This is a genomic window from Citrobacter sp. Igbk 17, from assembly GCF_028069775.1.
Taxonomy (GTDB): Bacteria; Pseudomonadota; Gammaproteobacteria; order Enterobacterales; family Enterobacteriaceae; genus Citrobacter.
In genome coordinates this window covers 1-15,165 of the sequence record NZ_JANEWI010000038.1, presented here as the reverse complement: position 1 = coordinate 15,165, position 15,165 = coordinate 1, and the positions used below count along the sequence as shown (strand labels likewise).

15 protein-coding genes, 1 pseudogene and 1 other annotated feature are annotated in these 15,165 nt (G+C 51.2%); of the genes and pseudogenes, 9 read left to right on the top strand and 7 right to left on the bottom strand.

The genetic code is table 11. The features are described 5' to 3' along the window. Positions 1–16 precede the first annotated feature (16 nt). From tsuA to NNO08_RS18970, 5 genes and pseudogenes are all read right to left on the bottom strand, one after another. Positions 17–1,075, bottom strand: a complete 1,059-nt coding sequence (gene tsuA / locus NNO08_RS18985) for a thiosulfate utilization transporter TsuA/YeeE (protein ID WP_137382963.1) — start codon at positions 1,073–1,075, stop codon at positions 17–19. 177 nt (positions 1,076–1,252) lie between these two features. After that, positions 1,253–2,614: a putrescine/proton symporter PlaP gene (plaP, locus tag NNO08_RS18980; protein ID WP_048218046.1), complete on the bottom strand. Its 1,362-nt coding sequence runs from the start codon at positions 2,612–2,614 to the stop codon at positions 1,253–1,255. Next, a complete protein-coding gene (yoeI, locus tag NNO08_RS23235; RefSeq protein WP_101741514.1) occupies positions 2,604–2,666 on the bottom strand; it encodes a membrane protein YoeI in 63 nt (20 codons plus the stop codon). Before yoeI ends, plaP begins: the two co-directional genes overlap by 11 nt. Positions 2,667–2,828: 162 nt before the next feature. After that, positions 2,829–3,813 (bottom strand): annotated as a pseudogene (locus NNO08_RS18975) (LysR substrate-binding domain-containing protein). 41 nt (positions 3,814–3,854) lie between these two features. After that, positions 3,855–4,679 carry an SDR family oxidoreductase gene (locus NNO08_RS18970; protein ID WP_040231914.1) on the bottom strand — a complete coding sequence of 275 codons (825 nt, stop codon included), beginning with the start codon at positions 4,677–4,679 and terminating at the stop codon, positions 3,855–3,857. A 174-nt stretch (positions 4,680–4,853) separates the two neighbouring features. Between NNO08_RS18970 and hisL the strand changes: the two genes are divergently transcribed. From hisL to hisIE, 9 genes are all read left to right on the top strand, one after another. Beyond that, positions 4,854–4,901 (top strand): his operon leader peptide, encoded by a 48-nt coding sequence (gene hisL / locus NNO08_RS18965; RefSeq protein WP_101741515.1) that lies wholly within the window; start codon positions 4,854–4,856, stop codon positions 4,899–4,901. Next, positions 4,877–4,999: a sequence feature (His leader region), on the top strand. Its footprint overlaps the gene before it by 25 nt. A 45-nt stretch (positions 5,000–5,044) precedes the next feature. Further along, the gene (gene hisG, locus NNO08_RS18960; protein ID WP_202038942.1) at positions 5,045–5,944 is read left to right on the top strand and encodes an ATP phosphoribosyltransferase; all 900 of its coding nucleotides are present in this window, start codon (positions 5,045–5,047) and stop codon (positions 5,942–5,944) included. Between the two features lie 98 nt (positions 5,945–6,042). Then, positions 6,043–7,347, top strand: coding sequence for a histidinol dehydrogenase (gene hisD / locus NNO08_RS18955; protein WP_271457325.1), 1,305 nt, complete (start codon positions 6,043–6,045; stop codon positions 7,345–7,347). Beyond that, a complete protein-coding gene (hisC, locus tag NNO08_RS18950; protein WP_271457324.1) occupies positions 7,344–8,423 on the top strand; it encodes a histidinol-phosphate transaminase in 1,080 nt (359 codons plus the stop codon). Before hisD ends, hisC begins: the two co-directional genes overlap by 4 nt. Beyond that, positions 8,420–9,487, top strand: coding sequence for a bifunctional histidinol-phosphatase/imidazoleglycerol-phosphate dehydratase HisB (gene hisB, locus NNO08_RS18945; protein WP_271457323.1), 1,068 nt, complete (start codon positions 8,420–8,422; stop codon positions 9,485–9,487). The genes hisC and hisB overlap by 4 nt, the downstream gene beginning before the upstream one ends. After that, on the top strand, positions 9,487–10,077 hold the full coding sequence (gene hisH / locus NNO08_RS18940; protein WP_005128083.1) for an imidazole glycerol phosphate synthase subunit HisH: 591 nt from the start codon (positions 9,487–9,489) through the stop codon (positions 10,075–10,077). Before hisB ends, hisH begins: the two co-directional genes overlap by 1 nt. Then, positions 10,077–10,814, top strand: coding sequence for a 1-(5-phosphoribosyl)-5-[(5-phosphoribosylamino)methylideneamino]imidazole-4-carboxamide isomerase (hisA, locus tag NNO08_RS18935; RefSeq protein WP_271457322.1), 738 nt, complete (start codon positions 10,077–10,079; stop codon positions 10,812–10,814). The genes hisH and hisA overlap by 1 nt, the downstream gene beginning before the upstream one ends. Beyond that, entirely contained in the window at positions 10,796–11,572 is a 777-nt protein-coding gene (gene hisF, locus NNO08_RS18930) for an imidazole glycerol phosphate synthase subunit HisF (protein WP_040231909.1), read from the top strand. Before hisA ends, hisF begins: the two co-directional genes overlap by 19 nt. Then, the gene (gene hisIE, locus NNO08_RS18925; protein ID WP_271455549.1) at positions 11,566–12,177 is read left to right on the top strand and encodes a bifunctional phosphoribosyl-AMP cyclohydrolase/phosphoribosyl-ATP diphosphatase HisIE; all 612 of its coding nucleotides are present in this window, start codon (positions 11,566–11,568) and stop codon (positions 12,175–12,177) included. Before hisF ends, hisIE begins: the two co-directional genes overlap by 7 nt. 46 nt (positions 12,178–12,223) lie before the next feature. Here the strand turns inward: hisIE and ugd are convergent, their stop codons facing one another. Together ugd and gndA are read right to left on the bottom strand one after the other, a co-directional pair. Then, positions 12,224–13,390, bottom strand: a complete 1,167-nt coding sequence (ugd, locus tag NNO08_RS18920; RefSeq protein ID WP_271457321.1) for a UDP-glucose 6-dehydrogenase — start codon at positions 13,388–13,390, stop codon at positions 12,224–12,226. A gap of 234 nt (positions 13,391–13,624) precedes the next feature. Continuing rightward, positions 13,625–15,031: an NADP-dependent phosphogluconate dehydrogenase gene (gene gndA / locus NNO08_RS18915; RefSeq protein WP_271457320.1), complete on the bottom strand. Its 1,407-nt coding sequence runs from the start codon at positions 15,029–15,031 to the stop codon at positions 13,625–13,627. Positions 15,032–15,165: the final 134 nt, after the last annotated feature.

Below are 15,165 nucleotides of genomic sequence, written 5' to 3'. Positions count from 1 at the left end.
CATCAAATCCTTACGCTTAATTTGCCGCAGCAGCGGTTAGTTTTGCCTTACGCTGCGGTCTGATATACACAATCCATGACGCAGTCCAGACGCCGAGAATCATAAAGACCAGGCCAACCCATCCCTGCCAGGTCATCATCGCCGTCATAACCAGACCGTTGCCAATCGAACAGCCCCCCGCGATGCTGGCACCAAAGCCCATTAACAGACCGCCAAAACCGCTACGCAGCGTGGTGGGTGCGTCGGCCGCACGAACGCGAAATTCGCGACTGGCTTTCGCTGCAATAAATGAGCCGAGAAAAATGCCCAGCACCAGGAACACTCCCCAGTTAATAAACTTACTGTCGCCTGCGACAAGGAATTGCAAAATATTGGCGGTTGGTGACGTGATACCCAGGCCAAACATTCGTCCGGTTGCTTCGCTCAACGGCCATGCCAACAGCGCAATCAGCCCGATCAGAACCGCAGTAACAAATGGATGCCAGCGCTTCTCAAACAAAATATGCGCAAGGCCGGTACGACGAGGCGGTAGCGTAGCGACTTTCAATTTTGGTTTTCTCAGCTCTTTCGCCACCACCCACAATGTAACCGCCAGCAGAATAGCGATCAGTGGCCATACGGACAGGTTCAACGTATCGGCAATGGAGTTATGCTCAGTACTGTAGGTTTTCAGCGCCTGATTCAGCCCACTCGCATGCGTAGAGCGCATCACCGCACTCATCACCATATAGGTAAACAGCGCAATCCAGCTACCGATAAGCCCTTCTCCTGCACGATACCAGGTTCCAGTAGCACACCCGCCCGCATAAACAATTCCGATACCAAAGACATAGCCACCAACAACGGTTCCCAGCCATGGGAAGGTGCCGGCATCATAGCTGAGTACACCCGCCTGGATCAGCGCAAAGACACCCACGCTTTGCACAGAAATGGCTATCAGTAGCGCATAGAACATACGATTGTTTTTCGCAATATACATATCGCGAAAGCCGCCCGTCAGACAGAATCGCCCACGTTGCATGACAAAGCCAAGCAGCGCGCCACAGATGAGCCCGCTTAAGATCATTGAAAACATAAATTAATTAGCCAGAAGTATATTAGTCAGGAAATTATTCATGACTAACTGGTTCAGAACCAATAACCAAATTCTCTAATTTAGAACTAACGGTTATTAATACTGGCTGGAAATAAAGCACAGGAATAAAAAAACCGGAGAACATGTCTCCGGTTTTTTCGATATCAGATTAGGTGATTACGCGATATCTTCATCGTACTGCGGTACCGGGTTGCGGAAACTCTTGGTCACACAAGCCAGGTAGATCAGGCCAATACCAGCCCAGATCAGTCCCAGAACCATAGAGCTCTCTTCCAGGTTCACCCACAGCGCACCCACGGTCAGCGCACCGCACATTGGCAGGAACAGATACTGGAAGTGGTCTTTCAGCGTCTTGTTACGCTTCTCACGGATCCAGAACTGGGAGATTACCGACAGGTTAACGAAGGTAAACGCCACCAGCGCACCAAAGTTAATCAGCGCCGTCGCCATTACCAGGTCGAAGTTGATTGCCAGCAGGGCAATCGCGCCAACCAGGATGATGTTCATGGACGGAGTACGCCATTTCGGGTGCACATAACCGAAGAAACTTTTCGGGAATACACCATCGCGCCCCATCACGTACATCAGACGCGCTACGCCTGCATGCGCCGCCATCCCGGATGCCAATACGGTAATGGTGGAGAAAATCAGCGCGCCGACCTGGAAGAACTTACCGGCTACGTACAGCATGATTTCAGGCTGTGAAGCATCCGGATCCTTGAAGCGAGAGATATCCGGGAAGTACAGCTGCAACAGATAGGTAGAAACAATAAAGATCAGGCCACCAATCAGTGCGGTCAGGAAAATTGCGCGCGGGATCACACGCTCAGCATCCTTGGTCTCTTCAGAGAGGTTGCTGATACCGTCGAAACCGGTGAACGAGAAGCACAGGATAGTAGCACCCGTGATCATTGGAATCACGTGCGCGTCACCTGACCAGAACGGACGGCTGCTCACCAGCGTACCCGCACCTTCCCCTTCGAACACGCCATAAACGACCATGCCGAGGATCACCGCAATCAACACAACCTGCAACAGCACGATCACGGTGTTGAAGTTCGCGACAGATTTGAGGCTGCGCAGGTTAAAAGCTGTCATAAAGGCCACCAGTGCTACCACGAACATCCATGACGGTATCGACGGCACCAGGGCTTCAAAATAGATTTTCGCCAACAGAATGTTGATCATCGGTGCGAACAGGTAGTCCAGCAGTGATGACCAACCCACCATAAAGCCAACGGTCGGGCTAATGGATTTCTGGGCGTAAGTGTAGGCAGAGCCTGCAGACGGATAGCGACGCACCAGTTTACCGTAGCTCAGTGCGGTAAAAAGGATGGCGATCAGTGCAAAGGCGTAAGCTGTCGGGACGTGACCATCGGTCATTCCTGATACGATACCGAATGTATCGAACAGCGTCATCGGCTGCATATAGGCAAGGCCCATCATGACAACCGGAACCAGCGTAAGCGTTTTACGTAATTCCACGCGAGAGGTGTTTGGAGTAGCGTTATGCGACATGGTTATCCTCCATTACGGCGGAAACCGTCGCGTAAGCAAAAAATTGCCCCATTTTTTGTTAATCCTCAGCGACAACAACTGTCGATTTTTAAGTAAGTATCTATCCGGTACGAAGCCCGGCCTCTTTTATGAATGATTGGTTTGATGCAAAAAAATAACCGACGCGTATTAAAACGTCGGTTAATCTCATTTTTTGCAAGCGGCGCATTGTGCACTAAATTAGGGCGAAATGACAAGAGAATGAGAGCCTTGTCAAAAAATATTTTTTCCTAACCGATTGATTTATCGACAACCGTTTTTACATAGACCCCCGCGATAGCACTATTTGCTAAAATTTCATCCCGCCACCATGCACTGGCTAATCCCGCGGTCTGCTCGTTCCAGCCAATCCACACGGGTTCAAACAGAATTTGCGCGACAACTTTCTTCTCAATCAGTGCCCCGCTGTCCAGAAATCGTTGTGCCAGATAGCGCGGAATATAACCACATCCCAGACCACTTATCTGCAGTTCCAGTTTGGTTTTGAAGTCAAAAACGGTGATGGCTTCCTGATCGTCGAGAAGCTGAGAAGCCGATACGTTCGCGGGATGCGCATTATCGCCGACCACAATGGCGCGAAAACGTTTGATCGTCCGGCGACTCAACGGTTCCGGCTCCTGCGCCAATGGATGATGAGGGGCAACAACAAAAGCCTGTTCAAGCACACCCAGGCGCGCAAAACCAAAGTCACTCGCTGTTGGTGGATCACGCATGGCACCCACAATGATATCGGCCCGGCCCTGAATCAGGGCATCCCAGGAGCCGCCCAGTACAACATTGATAAATTTAAGACGCGTTACGCTGTGGTGTTGATAGAAAGATTCGATGAGCGGGGCAAGAAGCGAAAAGGGAAAGGTATCGTCTACGCCGATAACCAGTTCATTCTCCCAGCCTTCATGCAGTTTGATAGCCTGCTTTTCAAGTTCGCGCACGGTATGTAGTACCTCGCGTCCCTTTTCCAGCAGCATCTGTCCGGTTCGGGTAAATTTGGCCCGGTGTCCACTGCGATCCAACAACTGAATATTGAGATCGCTTTCCAGTTTGTGGACGGTATAACTCAGCGCTGACGGCGTCTTAAACAATTTTGCGGACGCCGCCGCGAAACTCCCCTCTTTCTCTAACGCATCAAGAATGATCAAAACATCCAGCAGTGGTTTCATACTCGCCCCCTGGCGGTATACAGCGACACTCTGCTGATCTGTCACTCCATCGGCATCACCAGCGGATCGGGATACTGGTACTCAAACCCAAGCTCATTACAAATTCGGTTGCCATCAATGACTTTACCTTTACCGTTATCCACTCCGTCCCGGAAATCCGGTGGCTCCATCCCCAACAGACGAGCCATCTGAGGGTAGAACACATTGCGCGCCGGATGCATAGGCGCACATATATTATAGATGTGTCCCCCTTTAGGCGCTTGTAGCAGCAACGTGATAGCAGAAACCACGTCATCCAGATGCACCAGATTGACGCCATGCTGCCCATCAGGTGCAGTTTTACCCGCAAAAAAGCGACCGGGATGTCTGCCCGGTCCCACCAGGCCTGCCAGGCGCAGAATATCCACCGACGTTCCCGGCAGATTGTGCAGCCAGTCTTCGAGTTCTTTCAGGACACGACCACTTGCCGTGACCGGATTACGTGGTGTGCCCTCTTTCACCGTCCCCTGCACATCACCATAAACCGAGGTGGAGCTGGTAAAAATAATCCGTGGAATGCGATACGCCAGCGCACTGTCGACCAGTTCCTGCATTGCCTGCAAATAAAACGTCTCACCCGGGCCACTACGGCGTGCAGGTAGGGTGATGACCAGCGCATCCGCATCCATTAGCGCATCGAGATCGTCAGGTTCACAGACCAATTCAGGCTCCAGGCGCAGCGAGTAGCTTTCAATACCGCTCATTCGGGCCGCTTCCACCCCATCCAATGTGGTTTTGCTGCCGGTAACCTGCCAGCCCCTGGCTGCCAGAGACATGGCTAACGGCATGCCTAACCAACCTAATCCGACAATTGCGACCTTTTTCATGCCTTTTCTCCTGACTTTTGGCCTATAACCCAAGGCTACGCCAGCCCACGGTGGCTGACAATTCATAGTATCAATATGAAATGAATTAATGATCAAAAAAAGCCCTTGCTTTCCGTGGCTAAAGTGGTTTAGGTTAAAAGACATCAAATGAATAAGCATTCATCGAGAAAATTTATGACACGCGCTCAATTTAATCACCATCATCACCATCATCCTGACTAGTCTTTCAGGCGATGTGTGCTGGGAGACATTTAAATCTTCCAGCGGTGCATGAGCGTATGAGAAAGCCCCCGGAAGATTTCTTCCGGGGGCTTTTTTTTGTGCGTGACCCAAACCGATTCAGACAGGATAACGAGGAATAAAGAATGTTAGACAACACCCGCTTACGCATAGCTATGCAGAAATCAGGCCGTTTAAGCGATGACTCACGCGAATTGCTGGCCCGCTGTGGCATTAAAATTAATCTTCACACCCAGCGCCTGATTGCGATGGCAGAGAATATGCCTATCGATATTCTCCGCGTACGCGATGACGATATCCCGGGTCTGGTCATGGATGGCGTCGTTGATCTCGGCATCATCGGTGAAAACGTGCTGGAAGAAGAACTGCTCAATCGCCGGGCACAGGGTGAAGATCCTCGTTACTTTACGTTACGTCGTCTGGACTTCGGCGGCTGTCGTCTTTCGCTGGCGACCCCGGTTGACGAAGCCTGGGACGGTCCGTCTGCACTGAACGGCAAACGTATCGCCACCTCTTATCCGCACCTGCTCAAACGCTATCTCGACCAGAAAGGGGTTTCGTTCAAATCTTGTTTGTTAAATGGGTCTGTCGAAGTTGCTCCCCGTGCGGGACTTGCAGATGCAATCTGCGATCTGGTCTCCACCGGTGCAACGCTTGAAGCCAACGGCCTGCGTGAAGTGGAAGTCATTTACCGTTCCAAAGCCTGCCTGATTCAGCGTGACGGAGAAATGCCGGCAGCTAAACAACAACTAATTGATAAGCTGCTGACCCGTATTCAGGGGGTTATTCAGGCTCGCGAATCTAAATACATCATGATGCACGCGCCAAGTGAACGTCTGGACGACGTTATCGCCTTGCTGCCAGGCGCTGAACGCCCAACGATTTTGCCACTGGCCGGCGATCAGCAGCGCGTGGCAATGCACATGGTTAGCAGCGAAACCCTGTTCTGGGAAACGATGGAAAAACTGAAAGCGCTTGGTGCCAGTTCCATCCTGGTGCTGCCTATTGAGAAGATGATGGAGTAATTCCACTTATGCTGCCCGGTGGCGCTTCGCTTGCCGGGCCTACAAGACCCGTAGGCCGGATAAACAACGTGCCATCCGGCAAAAAAAGGAAGACGATTATGAGCTTTAATACCATCATCGACTGGAATAGCTGTACTGAAGAGCAGCAAAGTGAATTACTGATGCGCCCGGCAATCTCGGCGTCAGATAGCATCACCCGTACCGTGAGCGAAATTCTGTATAACGTAAAGTCGCGCGGTGACGCAGCACTACGTGAATACAGCGCAAAGTTTGATAAAACTAACGTGAATGCGCTGAAAGTCAGTGCCGAAGAGATCGCCGCCGCCGGCGCACGTCTTGGCAATGACCTTAAACAGGCCATGGCTGTCGCCGTGAAAAACATTGAGACGTTTCATAACGCGCAACAACTGCCGGTCGTCGATATTGAAACGCAGCCCGGTGTACGCTGCCAGCAGGTTACCCGCCCGGTAAATTCTGTTGGACTGTACATTCCCGGGGGCTCCGCGCCACTCTTCTCAACAGTGTTAATGCTCGCCACCCCGGCCCGCATTGCCGGCTGTAAAAAAGTGGTGTTGTGCTCTCCGCCACCTATCGCCGATGAAATTCTGTATGCCGCGCAGCTCTGCGGCGTACAGGACGTGTTTAACGTTGGGGGCGCACAAGCGATTGCCGCGCTGGCATTTGGCAGCGAATCCGTGCCGAAAGTGGACAAAATTTTCGGTCCCGGTAATGCCTTTGTGACCGAAGCCAAGCGTCAGGTTAGTCAGCGTCTGGACGGTGCTGCCATCGACATGCCAGCAGGCCCGTCTGAAGTGCTGGTGATTGCCGACAGCGGCGCCACGCCGGATTTCGTTGCCTCTGACTTACTCTCTCAGGCCGAGCACGGCCCCGATTCTCAAGTGATCCTGCTAACGCCGGATGCCGGTATGGCCAGCCAGGTTGCTGAAGCAGTCGAACGCCAGCTTGCCGCGCTGCCACGCGCTGAAACCGCGCGGCAGGCGTTAAGTGCCAGTCGTCTGATTGTCACCCGTTCTCTCGCGCAATGCGTAGTGATTTCTAATGCGTACGGCCCGGAGCACCTGATCATTCAGACCCGCAATGCTCGCGAACTGGTCGATGACATCACCAGTGCGGGCTCTGTCTTTCTCGGTGACTGGTCACCGGAGTCTGCCGGTGACTATGCCTCTGGGACTAACCACGTGCTACCTACCTACGGCTATACCGCAACCTGCTCAAGTCTGGGACTGGCCGATTTCCAGAAGCGGATGACCGTACAGGAATTATCGCCGCAAGGTTTCTCTGCCCTGGCCGCAACCATCGAAACGCTGGCCGCCGCTGAACGACTGACAGCCCACAAAAATGCCGTTACCCTGCGCGTTAACGCCCTGAAGGAGCAAGCATGAGCACTGACAACATTCTCAGCGTTACTGATTTAGCCCGTAAAAATGTCCGTGATCTAACACCGTATCAGTCTGCCCGCCGTCTGGGCGGAAATGGCGACGTCTGGCTCAATGCCAATGAGTTCCCCACCGCCGTTGAGTTCCAACTGACTCAGCAAACACTGAACCGTTATCCGGAGTGTCAGCCGAAGGCAGTGATCGAGAACTACGCGCAGTATGCGGGCGTTAAGCCAGAGCAGGTATTGGTCAGCCGTGGTGCTGATGAAGGTATCGAGTTGCTGGTCCGTGCTTTTTGCGAACCGGGTAAAGATGCGATTCTCTACTGCCCGCCGACCTATGGCATGTATAGCGTCAGTGCTGAAACCATTGGCGTTGAATGTCGCACCGTCCCGACTCTTGCCGACTGGCAACTGGATTTACAGGGTATCGCTGACAAGCTTGATGGCGTGAAAGTGGTTTACGTTTGCAGTCCCAATAACCCGACGGGCCAGTTAATTAACCCGCAGGATCTGCGTTCACTGCTCGACATGACGCAGGGTAAAGCTATCGTGGTTGCCGATGAAGCGTATATCGAGTTTTGCCCGCAGGCCACACTGGCAGGCTGGCTATCGGAATACCCAAACCTGGTGGTACTGCGCACCCTGTCTAAGGCGTTTGCCCTTGCCGGTTTGCGCTGCGGATTTACGCTAGCTAATGAAGACGTTATCAACCTGTTGTTGAAAGTGATCGCGCCTTACCCGCTCTCTACACCGGTGGCAGATATCGCCGCTCAGGCGCTAACGCCGCAAGGCATTTCCGCTATGCGCGAGCGCGTGGCGCAGATTCTGCAAGAGCGTCAGTACCTGGTTGATAACCTGAAAACCCTCCGCTGTGTCGAACAAGTTTTCGACTCTGAAACCAATTATGTTCTGGCGCGCTTCACCGCATCAAGCAGCGTATTTAAATCTTTGTGGGATCAGGGCATTATCTTACGAGACCAGAACAAACAACCTTCATTGAGCGGCTGCCTGCGTATTACTGTCGGAACCCGTGAAGAGAGCCAGCGCGTCATTGACGCCTTACGTGCGGAGCAAGTATGAGCCAGAAGTATCTTTTTATTGACCGTGATGGAACCCTGATTTCCGAGCCGCCCAGTGACTTTCAGGTTGATCGCTTCGACAAGCTTGCCTTTGAGCCGGAGGTGGTCCCGGTCTTGCTAAAACTGCAAAAAGCAGGTTTTAAGCTGGTGATGATCACCAACCAGGATGGACTGGGAACACAGAGCTTCCCGCAGGCGGATTTTGACGGTCCGCACAACCTGATGATGCAAATTTTCACTTCACAGGGCGTTATATTTGATGAAGTACTGATCTGCCCGCACCTGCCGGCAGACGCGTGTGATTGTCGTAAACCCAAAGTGAAGCTGGTCGAGCAATACCTGATTGAACAGGTGCTGGATACCGAGAACAGCTACGTGATCGGCGATCGCGCAACCGACATTCAACTGGCGGAAAACATGGGCATCACCGGGTTACGCTATCACCGCGACACGCTGAACTGGGCAATGATCGGTGAGCAGCTAACCAAACGGGATCGCTACGCCCACGTTGAACGTAATACAAAAGAAACGCAGATTGACGTTAAAGTCTGGCTGGACCGCGAAGGCCGCAGCAAAATTAATACCGGGGTCGGCTTCTTTGACCACATGCTGGATCAAATCTCGACCCACGGTGGTTTTCGCATGGAGATAGCCGTCAAAGGCGATCTGTATATTGACGATCACCACACCGTTGAGGATACCGGGCTGGCTCTGGGCGAAGCCTTAAAACTGGCGTTGGGCGATAAACGAGGCATCAACCGTTTTGGTTTTGTGCTGCCGATGGACGAGTGCCTCGCACGCTGCGCCCTGGATATCTCCGGGCGTCCACACCTGGAGTACCGGGCTGAGTTTACCTATCAGCGCGTCGGCGATCTGAGTACGGAGATGATCGAACACTTCTTCCGTTCGCTCTCTTACACCATGGGGGTCACGTTACACCTTAAAACCAAAGGTAAAAATGACCACCACCGCGTGGAAAGTCTGTTCAAAGCCTTTGGCCGCACGCTGCGCCAGGCTATTCGCGTAGAAGGCAACACGCTTCCTTCTTCAAAAGGGGTGCTGTGATGAACGTGGTGATCCTCGACACCGGCTGCGCCAACCTGAACTCGGTGAAATCTGCCGTCGCACGCCACGGCTATGATCCGGTGGTTAGCCGCGATGCGGATGTTGTGCTGCGTGCCGATAAACTGTTTCTGCCTGGTGTTGGTACCGCACAGGCGGCAATGGATCAGCTACACGAGCGTGAGCTGATTGAACTGATTAAAGCCTGCACACAACCTGTACTGGGGATTTGCTTAGGTATGCAGCTGCTTGGTCGGCGCAGTGAAGAAAGCAACGGAGTCTCCCTGCTGGGGATTATTGATCAAGACGTACCCAAAATGACCGATTTTGGTCTGCCGTTGCCACATATGGGCTGGAACCGTGTCTATCCACAGGCCGGAAACCGCCTTTTCCAGGGCATTGAGGATGGGGCGTATTTCTATTTTGTACACAGCTACGCGATGCCGGTGAACCCATGGACCATCGCGCAATGCAACTACGGTGAGCCCTTCACCGCAGCGGTACAAAAGGATAATTTCTTTGGCGTGCAGTTCCACCCGGAGCGTTCAGGTGCCGCTGGCGCGAAGTTGCTGAAAAACTTTCTGGAGATGTAATGATAATTCCGGCATTAGATTTAATCGACGGCACGGTTGTGCGTCTTCATCAGGGCGATTACGCAACGCAGCGTGATTACGGTAACGATCCCCTGCCCCGTTTACAAAGCTATGCCGCACAAGGCGCAAAGGTGCTGCACCTGGTGGACCTGACCGGTGCAAAAGATCCGCAGAAACGGCAAATACCGCTGATTAAAACACTGGTGGCTGGCGTAAACGTACCGGTGCAGGTAGGGGGCGGCGTACGTACTGCAGAAGACGTCGCCGCGCTGCTGGATGCGGGCGTTGCACGTGTGGTTATCGGCTCGACGGCGGTAAAATCGCCCGAACGTGTTAAAACCTGGTTCACGCGTTTTGGCGCTGACGCGCTGGTGCTGGCGCTGGATGTGCGGATTGACGAGCTCGGGAATAAACAGGTTGCGGTCAGCGGCTGGCAGGAAGACTCCGGCGTTTCACTGGAAGAACTGGTTGAGGCCTATTTACCCGTCGGTCTGAAGCACGTGCTGTGCACCGATATCTCCCGTGACGGCACGCTGGCTGGCTCAAACGTTGCACTGTACGAAGAAGTGTGTGCGAAATACCCCCAGGTGGCATTTCAGTCATCCGGCGGGATTGGTGGGATTGAAGATGTCGCCGCCCTGCGCGGAACCGGCGTTGGCGGCGTCATTGTGGGACGTGCTTTGCTGGAAGGTAAATTCACCGTTGAGGAGGCCATCCAATGCTGGCAAAACGCATAATCCCTTGCCTTGATGTTCGTGACGGGCAGGTTGTCAAAGGTGTTCAGTTCCGCAATCACGAGATTATTGGCGATATCGTTCCGCTGGCAAAACGCTATGCCGATGAAGGCGCAGATGAGCTGGTTTTTTACGATATCACCGCATCGAGCGATGGTCGCGTGGTGGACAAAAGCTGGGTATCACGCGTGGCAGAAGTGATCGACATTCCGTTCTGTGTCGCCGGTGGAATTAAATCACCCGAGGATGCCGCAAAGATACTGTCTTTCGGCGCAGATAAAATTTCTATCAACTCCCCTGCTCTGGCTGACCCAACGTTGATCACCCGCCTTGCGGATCGCTTTGGCGTGCAATGCATCGTAGTGGGTATCGACACCTGGCATGATGCACAAACCGGGAAGTATCACGTCAATCAGTACACCGGAGATGAAAACCGTACGCGCGTTACACAGTGGGAAACGATCGACTGGGTAACAGAGGTGCAAAAACTGGGCGCCGGTGAAATCGTTCTTAATATGATGAACCAGGACGGCGTGCGTAACGGCTACGATCTTGAGCAATTGAAAAAAGTGCGCGAAGTTTGCCACGTACCGCTGATCGCCTCAGGCGGTGCCGGAACGATGGAGCACTTTCTCGAAGCCTTCAGGGATGCGGATGTCGATGGCGCGCTTGCCGCCTCCGTTTTCCATAAGCAAATTATCAATATTGGCGAATTAAAAGCGTACCTGGCAACACAGGGCGTGGAGATCAGGATATGTTAACGAAGCAACAATGCCGCGAGCTGGACTGGGAAAAAACCGATGGAATGATGCCGGTCGTCGTACAACATGCGGTTTCCGGTGAAGTGTTGATGCTCGGGTATATGAACCCGGAAGCGCTGGATAAAACGATCGAAAGCGGGAAAGTAACCTTTTTCTCGCGTACTAAACAGCGCCTGTGGACCAAAGGTGAAACCTCTGGCAATTTTCTTAATGTCGTCAGCATTTCCGCTGATTGCGACAACGACACCCTGCTGGCGCTGGTTAACCCGATTGGGCCAACCTGTCACAAAGGCACTAGCAGCTGTTTTGGTGATTCCAGCCACCAATGGTTGTTCCTGTATCAACTGGAGCAACTCCTGGCTGAGCGCAAAACGGCAGATCCCGCCAGCTCCTATACCGCAAAATTGTACGCCAGCGGTACGAAGCGAATTGCCCAGAAAGTTGGAGAGGAAGGTGTTGAGACAGCACTGGCCGCGACCGTGCATGACCGTTTCGAGTTGACCAATGAGGCATCGGACCTGATGTATCACCTGCTGGTTCTGCTGCAAGACCAGGATCTCGATCTAACGACGGTGATTGAGAATTTACGCAAACGCCATCAATAATAGACTGATACCGGCATCATGCCGGTATATTTATTTTGCAGGACCTTTAATCGTTACCGAATAAATCGCGGGTATACACTTTATCAGCGACATCCAACAGTTCTTCAGCCATCCGATTTGAGATAATAACATCGGCCTCACTTTTGAATTTAGCCAAATCACGTTCAACCCGTGAATGGAAAAAACTCTCTTCTGCCATTACCGGCTCATAAATTATGACCGGGATACCTTTCGCTTTAATGCGTTTCATGATGCCCTGAATAGACGAGGCTCTAAAATTATCCGAGCCGCTTTTCATAATCAGGCGATAGATACCGACAACTTTGGGTTTACGCGAAAGAATAGCATCAGCAATAAAATCTTTTCGTGTACGGTTAGCATCAACGATGGCTGAAATAATATTATTAGGCACAGATTGATAGTTGGCGAGTAATTGCTTCGTGTCTTTTGGCAGACAGTATCCACCATAACCGAATGAAGGGTTGTTGTAATGGTTACCAATGCGCGGGTCCAGACAGACCCCTTCGATGATCTGTCGTGCATTAAGCCCCAGGCTTTCTGCATAGCTATCAAGTTCGTTAAAATAGGCTACACGCATTGCCAGATAGGTATTTGCAAAAAGCTTAATGGCTTCAGCTTCAGTAGAATCAGTGAACAGCACTGAGATATCCTGCTTTATTGCCCCTTCCTGTAACAAGGCAGCAAAACGCTCAGCACGAGCAGACCGTTCACCGATAACAATTCGTGATGGGTATAAGTTGTCATACAGTGCCTTTCCTTCGCGCAGGAACTCAGGAGAAAAGATAATATTATCCGAGTTAAACTTCTGTCGCATAGTCTGAGTAAAACCAACAGGCACTGTTGATTTAATCACCATGAGCGCATCAGGATTTATTGCAATCACATCCCTGATAACTGATTCAACGCTGGAGGTATCAAAATAGTTTGTTTTCGGGTCGTAATCTGTAGGCGTTGCAATAATAACAAAATCTGCATTCTGGTAGGCGTCGTACTTGTCCAGCGTGGCTTTGAAATTTATATCGCTTGATTGTAGATACTGTTCAATTTCTTTATCGACTATCGGAGATATCCGATTATTTAGCATCTCGACACGTGAAGGGACAATGTCCAGAGCAATGACCTGATGATGTTGGGCGATAAGAAGACCATTTGACAGGCCAACATATCCGGTACCAGAAATGGTAATTTTCATTTCATGCTCTCAGTATTAACTTAATATTTAATCATGATGTCGTACATCCTGATAAGAGAATAATGTTTTAACGTTTTGTTGAATATTGTGTCAACGAAGGTTAAAACAATTCAGATTTTCTTTATCAGGGTACGCCAGAAATATTAAGCAAAGATTAAGCAATCAACGTAAATCAATCAGATTTAAGATAAATAAAGCCCGGTTAGAGAACCGGGCCAGTGACTATCAGAAGACTTATTCCATCCATTCAGTATGGAAAACACCTTCTTTATCAGTACGTTTGTAAGTATGCGCGCCGAAGTAGTCACGCTGGGCCTGAATCAGGTTAGCGGGCAATACTTCTGCACGATAGCTGTCGTAATAAGCGACAGCAGCAGAGAATGTCGGAACCGGGATACCATTCTGCACGGCATACGCTACGACATCACGCAGTGCCTGTTGGTATTCATCGGCAATGTTCTTGAAGTACGGGTCGAGCAGCAGGTTCGCGATACCCGGATTTTTAGCGTAGGCATCGGTGATTTTCTGCAGGAACTGCGCGCGAATAATACAGCCCGCACGGAAGATTTTTGCAATCTCGCCGTAATTCAGATCCCAGTTATGCTCGTCGGATGCGGCACGCAGCTGTGAGAAACCCTGAGCATAAGAAACGATCTTACCGAGGTACAGTGCACGACGTACTTTCTCAATAAATTCTGCCTTATCACCCGCAAGCTGAGCTTTAGGTCCAGACAGGACTTTAGAGGCAGCGACACGCTGATCTTTCAGCGAAGAGATGTAACGTGCAAATACAGATTCAGTGATCAGAGACAGCGGTTCACCAAGATCCAGAGAGCTTTGGCTGGTCCATTTACCGGTACCTTTGTTCGCCGCTTCATCCAGAATGAAATCCACCAAATATTTACCATCTTCATCTTTTTTGGTGAAGATATCTTTGGTGATGTCGATCAGATAGCTGCTCAGCTCGCCGTTATTCCACTCGGTAAAGGTGCTGGCCAGTTCTTCGTTGCTCAGGTTCAGACCACCTTTCAACAATGAATAGGCTTCGGCAATCAGCTGCATGTCACCGTATTCAATGCCGTTGTGCACCATCTTCACGTAGTGGCCTGCACCGTCGGCACCAATATACGTCACACACGGCTCACCATCTTCCGCAACCGCTGCGATTTTGGTCAGGATTGGCGCGACCAGTTCGTAAGCTTCTTTCTGACCACCTGGCATGATGGATGGGCCTTTCAGCGCACCTTCTTCACCACCAGATACGCCAGTTCCGATAAAGTTAAAACCTTCAGCGGAGAGCTCACGGTTACGACGGATAGTGTCCTGGAAGAACGTATTACCGCCATCAATGATGATGTCACCTTTATCCAGATAAGGTTTCAGGGAGTCGATAGCTGCATCAGTGCCAGCACCCGCTTTCACCATTAACAGGATACGACGAGGTGTTTCAAGGGATTCAACAAACTCTTTTACCGCATAGTAAGGAACCAGTTTTTTCCCCGGATTCTCGGCGATAACCTCTTCCGTTTTTTCACGTGAGCGGTTGAAAACGGACACGGTGTAACCGCGGCTTTCGATGTTGAGCGCCAGGTTGCGCCCCATCACAGCCATACCAACGACGCCGATTTGTTGCTTAGACATTATGTACTCCTGGGTGTTAAGAGCATTATCATTTTAATTGACGATCATACTCTCAAAGTTTGCTAATCGAAAACTTGACTACAATTCAAACGAGTAAATTCTAAACCGTGTCTACTAACAATTATATACTATAT